This is a genomic window from Paraprevotella xylaniphila YIT 11841, assembly GCF_000205165.1.
Taxonomy (GTDB): Bacteria; Bacteroidota; Bacteroidia; order Bacteroidales; family Bacteroidaceae; genus Paraprevotella; species Paraprevotella xylaniphila.
Window position 1 is genome coordinate 41,100 of the sequence record NZ_GL883817.1, and the last position, 16,276, is coordinate 57,375.

The 16,276-nt window shown below is 49.2% G+C and carries 11 protein-coding genes; 4 read left to right on the plus strand and 7 right to left on the minus strand.

The window, feature by feature from the left end; all coding sequences use genetic code 11:
- Positions 1-2: 2 nt before the first annotated feature.
- From HMPREF9442_RS01870 to HMPREF9442_RS01885, 4 genes are all read left to right on the plus strand, one after another.
- Positions 3-1,595 carry a fasciclin domain-containing protein gene (locus HMPREF9442_RS01870; protein ID WP_040602477.1) on the plus strand — a complete coding sequence of 531 codons (1,593 nt, stop codon included), beginning with the start codon at positions 3-5 and terminating at the stop codon, positions 1,593-1,595.
- Entirely contained in the window at positions 1,585-4,797 is a 3,213-nt protein-coding gene (locus tag HMPREF9442_RS01875) for a SusC/RagA family TonB-linked outer membrane protein (RefSeq protein WP_008624690.1), read from the plus strand. Before HMPREF9442_RS01870 ends, HMPREF9442_RS01875 begins: the two co-directional genes overlap by 11 nt.
- A gap of 7 nt (positions 4,798-4,804) precedes the next feature.
- The gene (locus tag HMPREF9442_RS01880) at positions 4,805-6,559 is read left to right on the plus strand and encodes a RagB/SusD family nutrient uptake outer membrane protein (protein ID WP_008624692.1); all 1,755 of its coding nucleotides are present in this window, start codon (positions 4,805-4,807) and stop codon (positions 6,557-6,559) included.
- 184 nt (positions 6,560-6,743) lie between these two features.
- The gene (locus HMPREF9442_RS01885; RefSeq protein ID WP_008624694.1) at positions 6,744-7,268 is read left to right on the plus strand and encodes an RNA polymerase sigma factor; all 525 of its coding nucleotides are present in this window, start codon (positions 6,744-6,746) and stop codon (positions 7,266-7,268) included.
- A 393-nt stretch (positions 7,269-7,661) separates the two neighbouring features.
- On the opposite strand, the gene HMPREF9442_RS16375 is transcribed toward HMPREF9442_RS01885, so the two are convergent.
- Genes HMPREF9442_RS16375 through HMPREF9442_RS01915 form a run of 7 tightly spaced genes read right to left on the minus strand, consistent with a single transcriptional unit; the run spans position 7,662 to position 16,191 of the window.
- The gene (locus tag HMPREF9442_RS16375; RefSeq protein ID WP_172634377.1) at positions 7,662-7,850 is read right to left on the minus strand and encodes a hypothetical protein; all 189 of its coding nucleotides are present in this window, start codon (positions 7,848-7,850) and stop codon (positions 7,662-7,664) included.
- A gap of 16 nt (positions 7,851-7,866) precedes the next feature.
- Positions 7,867-11,283: a DEAD/DEAH box helicase gene (locus tag HMPREF9442_RS01890; RefSeq protein ID WP_008624700.1), complete on the minus strand. Its 3,417-nt coding sequence runs from the start codon at positions 11,281-11,283 to the stop codon at positions 7,867-7,869.
- A gap of 3 nt (positions 11,284-11,286) precedes the next feature.
- The gene (locus HMPREF9442_RS16850) at positions 11,287-12,609 is read right to left on the minus strand and encodes an MltF family protein (RefSeq protein WP_008624702.1); all 1,323 of its coding nucleotides are present in this window, start codon (positions 12,607-12,609) and stop codon (positions 11,287-11,289) included.
- Positions 12,606-13,244, minus strand: a complete 639-nt coding sequence (udk, locus tag HMPREF9442_RS01900; protein ID WP_008624704.1) for a uridine kinase — start codon at positions 13,242-13,244, stop codon at positions 12,606-12,608. The genes HMPREF9442_RS16850 and udk overlap by 4 nt, the downstream gene beginning before the upstream one ends.
- 18 nt (positions 13,245-13,262) lie before the next feature.
- Positions 13,263-14,414: a cytochrome d ubiquinol oxidase subunit II gene (cydB, locus tag HMPREF9442_RS01905; protein WP_008624713.1), complete on the minus strand. Its 1,152-nt coding sequence runs from the start codon at positions 14,412-14,414 to the stop codon at positions 13,263-13,265.
- Positions 14,415-14,451: 37 nt separating this feature from the next.
- Positions 14,452-15,948, minus strand: coding sequence for a cytochrome ubiquinol oxidase subunit I (locus HMPREF9442_RS01910; protein WP_008624715.1), 1,497 nt, complete (start codon positions 15,946-15,948; stop codon positions 14,452-14,454).
- A gap of 21 nt (positions 15,949-15,969) precedes the next feature.
- Entirely contained in the window at positions 15,970-16,191 is a 222-nt protein-coding gene (locus HMPREF9442_RS01915) for a DUF4492 domain-containing protein (protein WP_008624723.1), read from the minus strand.
- Between the last annotated feature and the right edge of the window lie 85 nt (positions 16,192-16,276).

A 16,276-nucleotide genomic window follows, 5' to 3' on the forward strand; every position in this document is an offset into this window, starting at 1 on the left:
TTATGAAAGGTTCTAAAAGATATGCCAAGGCAACTATTTGTTGCATGGCGGTATTGGCTTCCGGATTGGTCTTGTCTTGTTCGGACGATTGGGATGCACATTATGATGGTGTACCCCGTCCTACAAGGACTTTGTGGCAGGAAATTACTGCCCGTCCGGAGTTGTCGGATTTTGCAAAATTGCTTAAAGGATACGGTTATGACAAGTTCTTGGATTCGGGCCAACGCTATACGGTTTGGGCACCATCCGGCAGCATAGACACGACATTGGTGACCGGTGAGGACATGACTCCGGACGAAGTGATGGAGCAAGTGGTTAAAAACCATATCGCCCGTGGGGTTATTGCGGCATCCTCCGTTGTGAACGATACCATAAAGGTGTTGAACGGGAAGCCCATGCCTTTTGTGTCAGAAGGAGGCGTGCCTCATTTCAATGGCTCGCCGGCCAAATCTTTTAATATTGAATGCAGTAATGGAGATTTGCATATATTAGATTGCCAGGCGGTTTACAATAACAATGTTTGGTCTTATTTGAGACAGGATGCTGATTTTTCTAATATTACCGATTATTTGTATAGCTTTAATAAATTGGAGTTTGTGCCTGAATTGAGTACACCGGGCGGTGTGGTGAATGGGGAACAGGTGTATACGGATTCCGTGTTTGTCTTGACAAATGAATTGTGGGGGCAGATTGGCTACTTGAATGACGAGCAGCAGGATTATACGATGTTGGTTCCCGTGAATGATTGTTGGGACCGGTTGGTGGATAAGTTTAAGGGCTTTTATCATTATTCGGAAGACGAAGAACCGGAATTGGCAGACAAGTATGCGTGTCGCAGCATATTGGATGCTTTGGTATTTGAAACCCGTAGTCAGTCTTCGACATCCGATTATTGGGAAAGTACGTCCGGAAAATTGTTCTATCGTCCACAAGATGCCGGGGGCTTGTTTGAAGGGACCGAAGCCATTGGTTGTAGCAATGGACAAATATTGAAAGCGGCCGATGTGAATTTAAGCCCTTATCAGGTCTTAAACAGTGACATTGTTGTTGAAGCCGAAAATATCGGTGAGTATCTGCTTACGGCTAATTATTACGATGAAAATAAGGATCGTCCGGTGTTTGTTGCCGCTGCAAATACCGGTGTGTCATCAAGCTACTACATGAAGTTTACTTCTACGAACATGTTGCGGGGTGCCACCGTCACTTATGCAATCCCGAACGTGCTGTCTTGTGCTTATGACATAGGGATTGTATTTGTTCCGATGAATCTGACGCGTAACGGTTGGTCTTCTTCCATTGATACGAAAAAAGGACGTGTTGATGTAGAATTGAATGATAAATACACGAAGGAAAAGTTGGAAGTGGAAGGGATTGAAATACCAGGCGACAAGGTTGATACGATATGGGTGGCACGAGGGCATCAGTTTGCTTATTGTGATTATTTCCCCAATCGTGCTTCTATGGAAGATGCCAAAATCTCTTTGAAAATCGTCAGCACGCCTAAACGTAGTGAGTCGGATTATACACGTGATTTATATATTGATTGCATATTGTTGAAACCCTCAATTGATGGAGATTTAAGTGATGAAGAATAAGAATCTATATAGTATATGTTTTTGTATGGCCTTGGCAGGCAGCCTGCAAACGACCTATGGACAGGTGGATGCGGAAGGGGTGGCAGATTCCACGTTATCGGCCGCAGGAGGAGAAACTGATTCGCTTCAGATTGTAGTGCAGAGGGAAATGAATAAGATACCCACGGTGGTTTATAAGGGGGCATTGGTCGATGCAGCCACGGGCGGGCCGGTACAGGGCGGCATCATACAAGTGGCCGGAGACGACCGGTTCAGTTCCATTTCCGACGAACAGGGTGCCTTTGAAATAAAAGTGCCGTTGTATGCCAATCAATTGTTGGTGCGTACTCCTACTTATGCTTTGGCCAGGGTACATTTGGCCGGAAAAGGAAAAGAATTGGTAGTGAGGATGTATTCGGAACATTTTTCCAATGGTTATGCCAATGAAGTGAGGGTGACGAATAAGAGCAGTGTCGGGGATTTTTCTGCAAATTCGTCTTTGACCGTTGAAGATGAAATGGCAAAAAAACTTGGTGCTGATTTGCGTGTGTTGCTTCGTTCGGGTAATCCCGCCCAAGGGGCGAACATGTTTATTGGAGGATATAATTCGTTGAATGGAGGCGGGCAACCTCTGTTTGTGGTGGACGGTGTGATTCTTGATACTCAAAACGGACGTTCGTTAATGCATGAAGGTTATGTCAATAACGTGCTTTCGGCTATCAGTGTCAATGACATTGAGAAAGTGACAGTGTTGAAAAACGCCACTGCATTATATGGGGCGAAAGGTGCCAATGGGGTTGTGGTGATAGAGACAAAACGTGCAAAGAGTATGGCTACACGGATTGATGTAGACATCTATGGGGCGGTTGAATTGTTGCCGAAATTGCCTTCGATGATGAATGCCGGGCAATATCGTTTGTATGCAACGGATGTAATGGGGAACGTGACCGAAACTCCGGATTTCTTGGACGATTTTACAACGGACAAGCAAAAGTATGCCATGTACCATAACGATACGGACTGGAAGGATTATGTTTATCATGAGGCTTTCACGCAGAATTACGGTGTAAACGTGCAAGGTGGTGACGATGTGGCTAATTACAATCTTTCCATAGGCTATGCAAATGCGCAAAGCACATTGAAGTATAATGATTTCGCAAGGTTGAACATGCGTTTCAATACAGATGTGAAGTTTATGAAGAATCTGGATTGCAGTTTGGATGTAGCTTATTCCAATACGACCCGGAATTTACGGGATGACGGAATGGGCAGTGGGCAGGTATTGTCTCCGGGAATGTTGGGCCTGATTAAATCCCCCGTATTGGCTGCATACAATCCTGACCAATATGGCCGGTTTACGGCATCCATGGCAGACTACGATTGTTTTAACTTGTCCAATCCCTTGTCCATATTGGAGAATGGCGACGCGAGTAATAAAAACCGGTTGGAGTATACTTTGTTTTCATTGAGTGCCATGCCGAAATGGAAAATCAATCGAAACCTGACACTGTCTGAAAAGGTAAGTTACGTGTTGAACAATGTCACGGAACGTTCGTTTATTCCGGATGAGGGGGTACCGACTTTTACAGAGAGCGGTGACGATATGACAGCCAACAGGTCAAGGGCTTATTCCAGTAAGCAATTGTCCGTGGCGAGCGATACCAGGATTGATTGGTCATGCCGTTATGGCGGACATGTGATTCATCTTTTTGGCGGTTTCCGTTATTTAAGCGATTCATTTAATTCGGATGCTATTCGTGCAGACAACAGTGCGGGAGATAAGTTGCCGAACATCACCAATGAAATGAAGAACCGTAAGGTGGACGGCATTATTGAGGAATGGAAATCCACGGCTGTGTATGTGAATGCGGATTGGAATTATGCAGATAAGTATTTTTTGCAGGGAACGTTGACGGCGGAGACATCTACGCGTTTCGGCAGGAATGCCGCAGGGGGAGTGAAACTGGGCGATTATGTCTGGGGGATATTCCCGTCCTTGCAGGCGGCTTGGGTGGTTTCCGCCGAACCTTTCTTCCAGAACGTGAAGGGTATTGACTATTTGAAACTGAATGTCGGCATCGACCAGTCGGGCAATGACAATATTGATTGCTTTGCCTCCCGCTCTTACTTTGCTCCAAGTGCATTTTTGAATCATACGTCGGGTTTGTCCTTGGCCAATATCGGCAATGATAAACTGAAATGGGAGACGGTCACGCGGATTTCAGTTGGTTTGGACATGTCCGTTTGGAATGACCGCTTGTCGCTTGGATTCAATTATTATAAGTCTTATGTGAACAACATGTTAGCTTACAAGACATTGGGAGGGGTGAGCGGATTGCGCAATTATTGGAGTAATGAGGGTAAGATGGAAAACCAGGGTTTTGATGTTGCGGCTGTGGCCAAAGTCATGGCATTAAAGGATTTCTCATGGGAAATTTCTGCAAGTGTCGGCCATTACAAGAATGAGGTTACTGCATTGCCGGATAACGATAAGACGGTGTATACTTCTGTTTATGGCGGTGAGGTCATGACTAAGGTAGGAAACCCGATCGGTTTGTTCTATGGTTACAAGACTCAGGGTGTGTTTGCCACCTCGGAAGAAGCTGCTGAAACGGATTTACGTAATGGAAGCAAAAATGGAAGTGCTTTCCGTGCCGGTGATGTACATTTCTCCGATTTGGTAGCTGACGGGGTGATTGATAATAAAGACAAAGATGTAATCGGCGACCCTAATCCGGATATTTTCGGTAATTTCGGGACTAGCCTGCATTACAAAAATTGGACATTGGATGCTTTCTTCAGTTATTCTTTGGGGAATGACATTTACAATTACCAACGTGCCGTATTGGAAAGCGGAAGTTCTTATAATAACCAAACCACGGCTTTATTGAACCGTTGGACTTCAGAGGGGCAGCAGACATCGATTCCCCGTGTGGAATACGGGGATCGGATGAGAAACGCACGTTTTTCCGACCGTTGGATTGAGGATGGCTCTTATTTGAAGCTCAAGACTTTGAGTTTGAGCTATCGCTTTCCCTTCAACTTGACGTTCCTGCAAGGGATTACAGTTTGGGGAGCTGCCAACAATCTGTTTACGTGTACGAAATATTTAGGTAGTGATCCGGAACTCTCTATTTCAGGCAATCCGATTTACCAGGGGATTGACCGTGGTTTGTTAGGACACGGGCGCAGTTTCGTTTTAGGGGTTAAAATTAATCTTTAACAAGGATATGAAGATGTTAAAAAACATATTAAAGTCGACCGCAATTTGGATGGCGGCTACGGTGTCTTTCACAGCTTGTGAGGTGGATACCACTACGGTGATGTTTGAAGAAGACCATGATTTTTCTCAACCGGGCGATACCGTGTTCTCTGTGTTGGGTATATTGGACAAGGTTCAAGACGTGGTCGAAAAAGGAGTGCTTTTAGGTGAATTGAGGGGAGATTTGGTAAAGCCTGTTCCTTTAGCCGGTGCAAGTAATGCTTGGGTGGATTTGGCTCGTTTTGAGAATTTGGAGGATGCGACTTTCAACCGCTACCGGGATTACTATGCCATTGTGAATAATTGCAATTTCTATTTGGAGCGTGCGGATGCCGAGATGGAGCGTCGCGGGCAGAAAGTGTTCCTGAAGGAATATGCAGCCGTGAGTGCCTACCGGGCGTGGGCTTACTTGCAATTGGCTTTGCTTTATGGCGAAATCCCGTTCTATACTCAGCCTCTGCTGTCTTATTCTGAAATAGAGCAAGTGATGAACGACCCTTCCAGACGGAAGGGACTGGGTGAGATTTGTTCTTATTTCATTGATGATTTGCTTCCTTACGTTGATGTGCCGTTTCCCAATTACGGGAACTTCACTTATGACCAGAATAGCTCGGTAAACAGTAGCGATTTTTTTCTTCCAATCCGTTTGCTGAGAGGCGACCTTTATTTATGGCGTGGTTCATTGGATGGCAATAAATCCGATTTTGCCAAGGCGGCTCAGGAATATCGTGATTATTTATTGTCCGAAGAACGATTTGTAAATCCTGAAATAAAGGTAGCTTATCGGACTGTGGATTTGGACGACGCCCAAATTGTGGACCGTTGGAATTCCGTTTTTGTGGGAGGCAATACTATGGAACGTATCAGCCTCGTTCCATTTGCAGGCAACTCCCAATATGGTAAATTAGGAAGTTTGCAGCAATCGTTCAGGTATTTCATGGGTTCTGACGCGCTTCAGAAATTGGTGGATGAATCTTATTATTGCTACGTGATGTATACAGAAGAATCAGAATCGGATGAAAGTGAGTATATGTCTCGCTTTACGGGGTTGGCAAAGGATACTTTGTATTACGGGACAAAGGAAAATCCACAGTATTATTCATATATCACGGTGCCGGGCACACCGCAATATTTCATGGGCGATTTGCGTTTCAACCGGGATTATCAGGAAGGATACGGGTTGAGCATCAATAAGTATTCTTCACTATGGCCGCATGTGACCACTTACCGTACGGGGGCGGTTTACCTCCGTCTGGCAGAGGCTATCAACCGTGCGGGTTATCCGTTGACGGCTTTCCATGTGCTGAAGTATGGTTTGAGCCGTGGCAATCTGATACAATACGATGCCAACGGGGAATACCGCCGTTTGATGCAGTCCGGTTATACGTTTTACGACATGTATGACAACAAGGATAATATGGGGTTGCATGCACGCGGTTGCGGGAATGCGGAGATGGACACGTTGCATTATGCGTTGCCGGCCATGGCTTCGCGTGAGGACAGCATAAGGAAAGTAGAGGATATGATTTGCGACGAGATGGCTTTGGAGACGGCCTACGAAGGCAACCGTTTTTACGACTTGATGCGTTTTGCGTTCCGTCGTGGAGAAGATTTCCTGGCTTCCCGTGTGGCTCGCCGTACGAGTCCGGACAATCCCGACCAGGCGCTTTATAATAAATTGAGAGACCGCAATAACTGGTATTTGCCGATGGTGGAGAATTGAGAATGACATACTAAGGAATGGCAGGCATGGAATTGCGCTTATATCGTGGTTTCCATGCCTGTTTTTTTTTGAGGAAAGTGTGAAATGGGAAAAAATGACATACGTTTTGTCGAAAATTGCCCTATCCTGTTTTGCCGATGTGGCTTAATTTTGCAAGAAGAAAAACTTGAAAGGAACAAATATCATGGAAATATTCACGGAAAGTCAGTTTTCTGCATGTTATATGCAGTATAGGGAGAAGGTGAACGGGTATATCTTCTCTCGGGTTCGTGACAGGGAAGAGGCGGAAGATTTGACCCAGGATGTCTTTGAACATATATGGAGATGCCGGGAAGGAGTGCGCATGGTAACCCTCCAGAATTTAGTCTTTAGGGTCATGCGGAATACCGTGATAGATTATCTGCGCCGCCGTTATATGAAAAAAAGCCGGATGGACATATACAGCTACGGTGAGGTACAGTGTGGTCGCAATACGGTCGAAGAAGACTATTGTTATAAAGAACTCCGCTTTGTGCATGAGAAGATGGTGAAACGGTTGACCGAAAGACGCCGTCAAGTGTATCTTTTGTATTTTTACAAGGGAATGTCGTATGCTTCCATCGCTGGCCGGCTTGGTGTGGCCGAATGCACCGTGGGTGCGCATCTGTTGAGGGCACATAGGATGGTACGTATGGGGGTGGATAGGGCGTACCGGAATAAGGCTGGGTGAATGGAATCGGATATCCCGTTTTTGACAGTATGCACGGCTTTTCCGCTTTCCTGTATGCAAATGGAAAGGGAAAAGGCTTTCCTTTCGATGGCCTGAGGGCGGGAAAAGTACAGAAACAGGTATTGAAATGACTTTTCAAGAATACTTTTTTTAAGGTTTCAGGGCGTTTTTTTATGTTTATTTACTAAAGACGTGAATCGTTTGGAGCAGAATGGAAAATCGTTCGGCTGAGAAAACATTTTTTTTCTCCGCATGACGGTCGGAAGTCATGCGCTTGTCTGCGGGACAAGCACCTTGAAACCTTGGCATAACTTGCTTCGGGAACCGTTATTTTTTCTATTTGGAAAGGAAAAGCCTGCGGGTCCGGAGTGTCTTTTTGTAAGGCGAAACGCTTTACGGGGTTACGCCATTCTCTTGGGGCTGCGCAGGACGCAGCCAACGGTTTTCATAATGATAACATAATATGTGTCCGGCTTCCATCTTGTCTTTTCCCGACGGTACGGGAATCGCGTATTTACGGCGGACATCCGAGTGGGGGACGGATAAACGGGCCACGCACCATCGGATTTGACTTTTTGACATTTTGTAATGGGGGATTTTACAGACGCAGGATTTGCCCTTTGCTTAAAAAATCCAGAAACTCCCGGTAGGCCGTGCATTTCCGGAGCAGCGTTTCGTTTCCGGTCATGAAGAATTGCTTGCGTGCCCGGGTGAGGGCCACGTTGAGCTTGCGGTCTAATTCCCGGCCGTCTGTCATGACGGGTTCGGACAAGATAGGGAGCTGGTACGGGCGGCTGACAGTGGTGCTGAATATGATGATGTCGCGTTGGCTGCCTTGGTAACGTTCCACCGTGTCGATGGTGATGTCGGCCGTGTTGGGAATGTGCCGTTCGGCCAAGGCTTTGCGTATCATGGCGATTTGTGCGCGGAAGGGGACGATGATTCCGATTTGCTTGCAGGGACTGAAGGGGATGCTCGAGCGGCTGTGCAGTTGGCAAAGGGTGTGTACTAAGTGTGCCACGGTCTCGGCTTCCCGCTTGTTGCTTTTTATATAATATTCTGCTTCGTCGGCTTGTACGGAAATGAATGCCATGCGTGTACCGGCTACGAAAGCGGTCCATCGGTCATCGTCCGGCCGGATGCCGAAAGCCAACGGTTCCTGTTGATGGGGGAGGGGAACGGCATCCAGTCCGCCGTTATAATAATTACGGTTGACAAATTCGCAGATGGACGGGTGCATGCGTCCTTGGCGGTGAAGCATTTCCACGATGCCTTCCGTGCCTTGCAGGCTGTTTAGCCGGTGCAGGCGTTCAAACAGGGAGTTACGGCAGTCGGTCAGCCCGATGGCTTGCAGGCTATCCTCGGTCACCCGTGACATTTCCCGGGGTTGGCTCACCACGGCGGGCAGTTGCTTGTGGTCGCCGATGAGGATGAACTTCCCGATGGCCAGACGGTTCAGGTTATAGTCTCCCCGGTTCACCGGAGTGGTGGCGCATAACAGGGGGAGCAGTTGGGGTTCGAGCACCTGTGAGGCTTCGTCGATGATGGCCACGTCGATGACCTTCAGGCTGAACAGTTCCGTCTGGCTGCATAGGCTGCTGATGGTGCTGGCAAACACCCTGACGGGCGCCAACTTCTCGTAGATTTCTTTTCGGGAGGTGGCATCCCCGGTGACGTGCTTCATGAGCCGTGTCCGGAAGTCCGGGGCGCAGTTCAGTTCCTGCCCGATGCGGATATATTCCGGAGCAGGGTTGATGGCAGACAGCGTATGGCAGATTTCATCCACAGCCCGGTTGGTATAAGCCATGAGCAGGAGGGTCTTTTGCGGATGGTCCGACAAGAACTCTTCCACCATGGATTTCAGGGCCACCGACGTTTTTCCTGTCCCCGGCGGCCCGACAAGCAGGAAGTAATCCCGGGCCTGTTTGGCTTTCAGGACGATACGGTCTATTTCTTCATTCAGGTAATGCCGGTGGAGCCTTACGGACGGGTCGGTGGCCGGTGGCCGTATGCCCAACAGCAGCTCTTTCCGTTCCCGTGGGGCGGTGAGCAGGCTGAACAGTCCCGAATAGGCTTGGTTGAATGTGGCATCCATGTAGCCCGGTTCTACGGCATAAAGGCTGTCGGGGCGGAATACTTCGGCATTCCGCTGTTTGTAAGATAGTTTCAGCAGCATGCGTTCAGGATGGATTTCCTCTATGGTGCAACGGAAGAACTGTTTGTTCGTCACGTTGTCCCCTTCGTGGTTCCGTTCGTAGAGCATCACCATGTCACCCTGCCGGAAGTTCGGGAGGAAGTCTTCGCCATATTCCGGAAGTTGCAAGTCCAACCGCACGACGGCACCTTCCTCGTCGGGGACGGGATGCAGTTTCAGTCCGGTCAGGATGTTCCCGTTCTGTTGTTTGGTCTGCGTGTCGCAGCACCATGTTTCGGCGAACCCGCCCGGCGAGTCCGCCCGGTCGTCCCCGACTTTGGCGCGGAATTGTTCGCGGGCGGTAAACGTCAGGAAGCGATGGAAATAATCGGCTTCCACTCCCCTCATGCCATGAAGCGGTGCCAGTATTTCCATCATGCGGGGGCGCAGGTAGCGGGTGTAGAGCCGGTCGGCACGTCCGTCCACGTTGAGCCGTTCTTCCGTCAGCTCCTCTATCAACGTGCGGGATTCCCCCCTTCTCAGGCGATGCTCTATGTGCAGGATGGCATTCCGCAGGGCCATGGCGCGGCGGATATGGCTGCGCGGCACGTCTACGGCATAAAGCCCGGGGTAGCGTGAATAGAAGAGGTAAGACTGTACCTGCTCACGCCTGCGGTCCAGGTTATAATACAGGATTTCTTTGTACAGGGCCATTTGCAGGCTGTGTTCTTCCTTCGGGCTGCGGTAGGGATATTCGTCCGCTTTTCCGCTTTTCAGTTCCACTAATTTGTCGGCGTTCCGGGTGAGCAGGTCCATACGCCCTTGCAACCCGAGGGCTTCGCAAAGGAAAGAAGGCTCCAGTTCCACTTCCGTTTGCCGGATGTCGATGCCTGCGGCGCTGAAACTGTTGCGTACGGTTTGCCGGATGTGGTGGAATTGCATTTCGCACCGGTTGAAGAAATCGCGGTCGATGTCCGGCAAGGTGGACCAGGCAAGAGGGGAGAACCGGAAAGAATTTTGCATGGAACGCAGGTAGAGTTTCGCTTCCGTCGTCCCGTCTGCGTTTTGGATAAATCGCTCATTCACGCAGTCGTCCAGAAACTGGTTGGCCGCATTTCCCAACTGTATGGCCGCAGAGCGTGCCGGAGGGGCGAATTTGTTCAACAAGTGGGTGTATGCCGAATACCCGTATGGCTTGATGCAGGCGCACAAGGCTGTAATGTCAATCAGGAAATCCGGGTCGAGAACTAACATCTCGGGTTTTAGGACGTAAGGATATGCGCCTTCCGCCTTTATGGCCTTGACCGATAAGAGATTGAGCTGTGCCCCTTCGTACAGTTGTCCGTTCAAGTCGGCGAACGTGCGGTCGGTTTCGTCGGCATATTCCACTTTCAACAGTTGTTCCGTGGGATGCGTGTGGTCTTTTCCATAAATGAAATGCTCGTCCCACCGGTGCACCGTTATCCGGATACGTTTGGCCTGCAGTACTTTTTCGGCAGGTGCGGGAGCGGGTCGCCAATGGCGGGGCAGGCGTTTTTGCACGTCCTCCGGGACATGGGTCTGGTAAAAAGCTGCCAATCCTTCGCAGACCGCTTTTAAGTCGTAGGCTTCATCCTCTCCGTTGGGCAGGAAAAGCCCTTTTTGTATTCGTCCTGCCCGTGCACGGAATACTTCCAACGGGTGGGGCGGATGGCCGGTTTGTTTGCAGAGCCAGTGCAGGCGTGCGGCCGTGTGGGTGAAATCCACCGGACTGTGGCGGGTCCGGTCTTTCAGCGCACGGAGCAACAGCGTGTCAAGGGCATGGTAACGTGCGGTATGGTCCATGTCCGGCTGCATGATGTTTCTGATTTCATCGAATATGTCCTGAATCTCTTCCGTCATGGGTTATGGCGTATTCTGTTTGGACTTGGCTTCCAGTTCTTCGGCACTCAGTACTTTGCTTTTGAATCCTCCGCGTGAATTCTTGCGCGACGGGGCGGGAGCGGCACCGGTCGTGCCGCCATGGACGGCAGCACGGTAGCGTTGCCAACGTTCACGGATGGAAGTCACGTAGCCGTAGGTCTCTTCTCCGCGCAGGTAACCGTAACGCACCACGGGGTCGTTATAATATTGCGGTTGGCTCAGGCGGAGGATGAAAGGAGCCACGTCGTTCCACAGGTGCGGGTTTTTGCCGTGCTTGCGTGCCAAGGCCATGGCGTCGCGGACGTGTCCCGTGCCTCCATTATAGGCCGCCAGGATAAAGTTTATACGTTCCGCCCTGCCGGGTATATCGCTGAATTTACGTTCGAGTTCACGGAGGTACCGGGCTGCCGCACTGATGTTCTTTTCGGGTTGGTGCATTTGGTCGGCGGGCAAGCCGAGATGTACGGCTGTCTCAGGCATGATCTGCATCAGTCCGCGTGCTCCGGCCCACGATACGGCTTCCGGGTCGAAACCGGACTCTTGGTAACATTGTGCGGCCATGAGCCGCCAGTCCCACCCGATGGCTTGGCTATGACGGATAAAATGGGTGTCGTACGGCGAGATGATGCCCTTGGCGCGATTCTGGAAGGGGGCACGGACACGGCGTTTTACACTTCCGCCGGGAGACAGGCGCAACTGTTCCCTTTTTTGCAAGAAAGACCGCGTCTCGGGTTTATACCATCCGTCCAAGGCTTCGGCCAGGAAGGGTGCATCCTTTCGTACGACCCATCCGGTTTTGGCTGCGGCCGTGCTGTCTGACAGGCACGACCGGACACCGGAGAATTGCAGTTCCATGTCTGTCATGTGGTTCTCCGGAATTTCCAACGCGATGAGGTCTGCCTCTCCTTTTTTCAGACGTTGGAAAAGTTCCGCCGTATCGCGTACGGCTTCCATACGGAGCTTGGCACCGATGGACACGGCAAAGTGTTCGGCCAATTCAAATTGCAGCCCGAATCCTTTTCCCTTATATTCATAATAGGTGTCGGGGCCGGATAGCGTGACGGCTATCAGCTCACCGGCTTCCTGTATCTGGTCTAAGTCATAAGCTGTTTCCTCACCTTCCTCTTCCGTAATACCCAAAGGGGATATTTTTTTCTCTTCTTTTTCTCCGCAGGATACGGCATTGAAGGACAGCAATAGGGAGGTTATGAGGCTGATTGACAGATAGGGTTTCCATAAGTCCGGTCTCCTTCTTTGTAACCGGGAACGGGTTTCCGTTCTGTTTCCGTTTGCACGGACTCTCATAAGGCTTGTCCGCTTTGTTCCAAACGGAGGCTGAGATGGTGAAGGATGTAGGTACGCATGATTTCGATAGCTTTTTCGTTTTCTCCTCCCTGGGGAATGATAAGGTCGGCATAGCGTTTGGTCGGTTCGATAAACTCCAGATGCATGGGTTTGAGTACGGCCCGATAGCGGTCCACCACCATTTGTACAGTTCTTCCCCGCTCCACGATGTCGCGTTCGATGACACGGATGAGGCGTTCGTCCGAATCTGCATCCACGAAAATCTTCAAGTCCATCAGGTCGCGGAGTTCTTTGTTGGACAAGGCGAGTATGCCCTCAATGAGAATTACCTTTTGCGGTTCCACGTGTATGGTCTCTTTGAGCCGGTTGCACTCCAAATAAGAATAAGTGGGTTGCTCAATGGCTTGTCCTGCCTTCAAGGTCTTGATATGCTGTATCAACAACTTCCAATCGAAAGCACAAGGGTGGTCGAAGTTGATTTTACGTCGCTCTTCCATCGGTATTCCTGTATTGTCGTTGTAATAGGAATCTTGTGGTATGAGGGCTACTTCGTGGGCGGGCAGGCTCTCTATGATTTTGCGTACGACTGTTGTTTTTCCGGAGCCCGTGCCTCCGGCTATTCCGATAATATACATGGGTATTCTGTTTTTGTATTAATATACATCCTCGTTCTCGGTGACTTCTTCCGATGTGAGCGGTTTGCGGTCCATAACCTTCCACACGTATGCGATGTAGGCCACGACAATGGGAAGGAGGAGAGACACGTAGGCCATGGTCTTTAGGGTGAATAGGCTGGAGCAGCTGTTTGCCAAGGTCAAAGAGCTTTGTAAATCCGCAGTGGAGGGATAGTAGGCTGTATGGTTATAACCGACACACAGGAGTAAGGATAATACGGTCAGTATGGTTCCTGCGCCTGTAAACCAAAAACCGTTGTGACAGGTGTGGCAGAAGATACCACGAATGAGGCCGAAAAGCACACCTGTCACACCTAAAAGGAACAAGACAAGCAATATCGGCATGTCTGTCAAATTGTGGAAATACTTGTATGGCTCCATGAAAATGATGCCGGTTTCCGGATGGACGGCAAAACCGTCTTTCAATAACGTGTGGACCACGAAAGCCAGGAAAAAAAGCAAGAATGGGATGCTGTCTCCCAATAACTGGCGGCGGCAACGTGGAATCAGCCCTGTGTCGCGAATGCTGCGGATGAAATAAAGGCAACCCAAAATACGAGCCAGAAAACAGACAGCCAGTCCCAACATGAGATTCCAAGGATTTGCCAAGGCATCCAAACCGTGCCATTCGTTACCCCAATGACTGATGACGGGATTTGTAGTTTCCGTCAGATTGGATTTGCAGACAAGGAAATCAGACCCGTTAAAGAATGTAGCTACGGCCACTCCAAGCAGAACCGGACCCATGACTCCGTTGAATACCAAAAAAGATTGGTAAGTACGTTTGCCTAACAGATTTCCTAATTTCGATTGGAATTCATAAGAAATGGCTTGTAGTACGAAACTGAAAAGTATGAGCATCCAGAGCCAATATGCCCCGCCGAAGCTTGTGCTGTAAAACAGAGGGAAAGAGGCAAAAAAAGCCCCTCCGAAAGTGACGAGCGTGGTAAATGTAAACTCCCATTTGCTGCCTGTCGCGTTCACCAATAAGGCGCGTTCCGTTTCATTCTTTCCCAAGCGGAATAACAATGAGTTGCCCCCTTGTACGAACAACAAGAAGACCAATAGCGCCCCTAACAGGGATATGATGAACCACCAATAATGCTGTAGAAAAATATAGGTAGATTCCATAGTTTTGATATTTGACAGTGACTAATCTTTTTATCGGTTACGCCCGGGATTCAGGCCCTTTTTGGATGGCTTTTACCATGATGCCTATCTCGGCAATGAATAAAATAGTGAAAATGGCCAGAAAGATGAAGAATGTCGTTTGTACCGTTCCTGCGGACAGGTTGGATATGGCGGCATTGACCGGTAACAAATCCTGGATGGCCCAAGGTTGTCGCCCGACCTCTGCTACGACCCAGCCGGCCTGGCTGGCTACGAAGGCGCAAGGAATGCTCCATAGGGCGATTCGGTGCAGCCATCTTTGTCCGTACAGTTTATTTTTCCATGACAGGAAAATAACCAAGGCGAAAAAAGCAAGGGAATACATCCCGAAACCTACCATAATCCGGAATGTCCAGAACGAAAGTCCTACATTCGGCACAAGGTCGTCAGGGTTTTGAATATAACCGTAACCGAAGTATGGCATGTTTTCTTCCAATGTGCGGCGGGACGCATCCATCTTATCTTGTTCGCCGTCCTTTTGAGCCTGCCGGAAATCCGATAAGGCCGCGATTGCCATTTTTCCTTTCGCTATCTTTTCTGTGGCGGACAGAGCCTTGGAACCGTCGTTTGTCGTATATCCTCCCGCTAGGATGTTGTGGATTCCCGGTACGTAACCGTCGGGATTCCGTGTGGCCAGAAAAGACAGCATGGTCGGGATTTTCCATTCGCCGACCACTGTTAACGGCTGTCTTGTCCCACCTTCGTAAAGCGCTTCCATGGCAGCCAGTTTCATCGGTTGGTATTGTGCGACCTGATAGGCGGATTTATCTCCGCTATATAGTGTCAACAGTGAGGCGGCCATACCTGTACATGCTGCAATTTTCATACTGGCCAAGGCGAATTCCTTCTCACGCCGTTTCAATAGGAACCAGGCACTAACTCCAATGACGAACACGGCTCCTACAATCCAACTGCTGAGTACCGTATGCAAGAATTTCATTACGGCTACAGGCGAAAAGGCTACGGCGAGGAAATCGACCATTTCATTGCGTACCGTTTCGGGGTTGAATACCATTCCTACGGGATATTGCATCCATGAATTGGCCACCAGAATCCACCAAGCAGACAAGGTGGCTCCCAGGCCGGTGAGCCATGTCGAAGCCAAATGGAACTTCTTGCCGACTTTGTCCCATCCGAAAAACATTACGGCTACGAAAGTGGCCTCCATAAAGAAGGCCACGATACCTTCAATAGCAAGCGGTGCTCCGAAGATATCACCTACGAACCAGGAATAGTTGCTCCAGTTCGTACCGAATTGGAATTCGAGAATCAGTCCGGTAGCTACTCCGATAGCGAAATTGATTCCGAACAGTTTCATCCAGAACCGGGCTGTCCTTTTCCAGAAATCATGACCGGAAATGACGTATCGTGTCTCCATAATTCCCATGATGACGGCCAGTCCCAACGTGAGCGGAACAAACAGCCAGTGGTACATTGCCGTCAGGGCGAATTGTGCCCTTGACCAGTCTATCATTGTCTCCATATTGTCTAACATAAGCCTTGTTTTTATTTCAAATTAAGGATGGATAGCTCTTCCTATCAGTTCGTTGCCTACATAGTCTTCCTTTTCTTCGGTCGATTTGCCTTTGAGGAAAGGCGGGAAGAAAAAAAGTTTCAGGATAAAGAACATGATGAAAAGTTTGATGAGAATCACGGCCCACAACGTGCGTCCCAGCGTCATGCTGCGGAAACCGTCGCGGTAAAATCTCCAAATACCGATGATTCCTTGTCTGATCATAATGGATGCATAAGTGTGATAAGGCAAAGGTAAGCAAAAAACAGTTGGAAGCGGGTGCCATGAACGGATTTTTTGCTAACTTTGG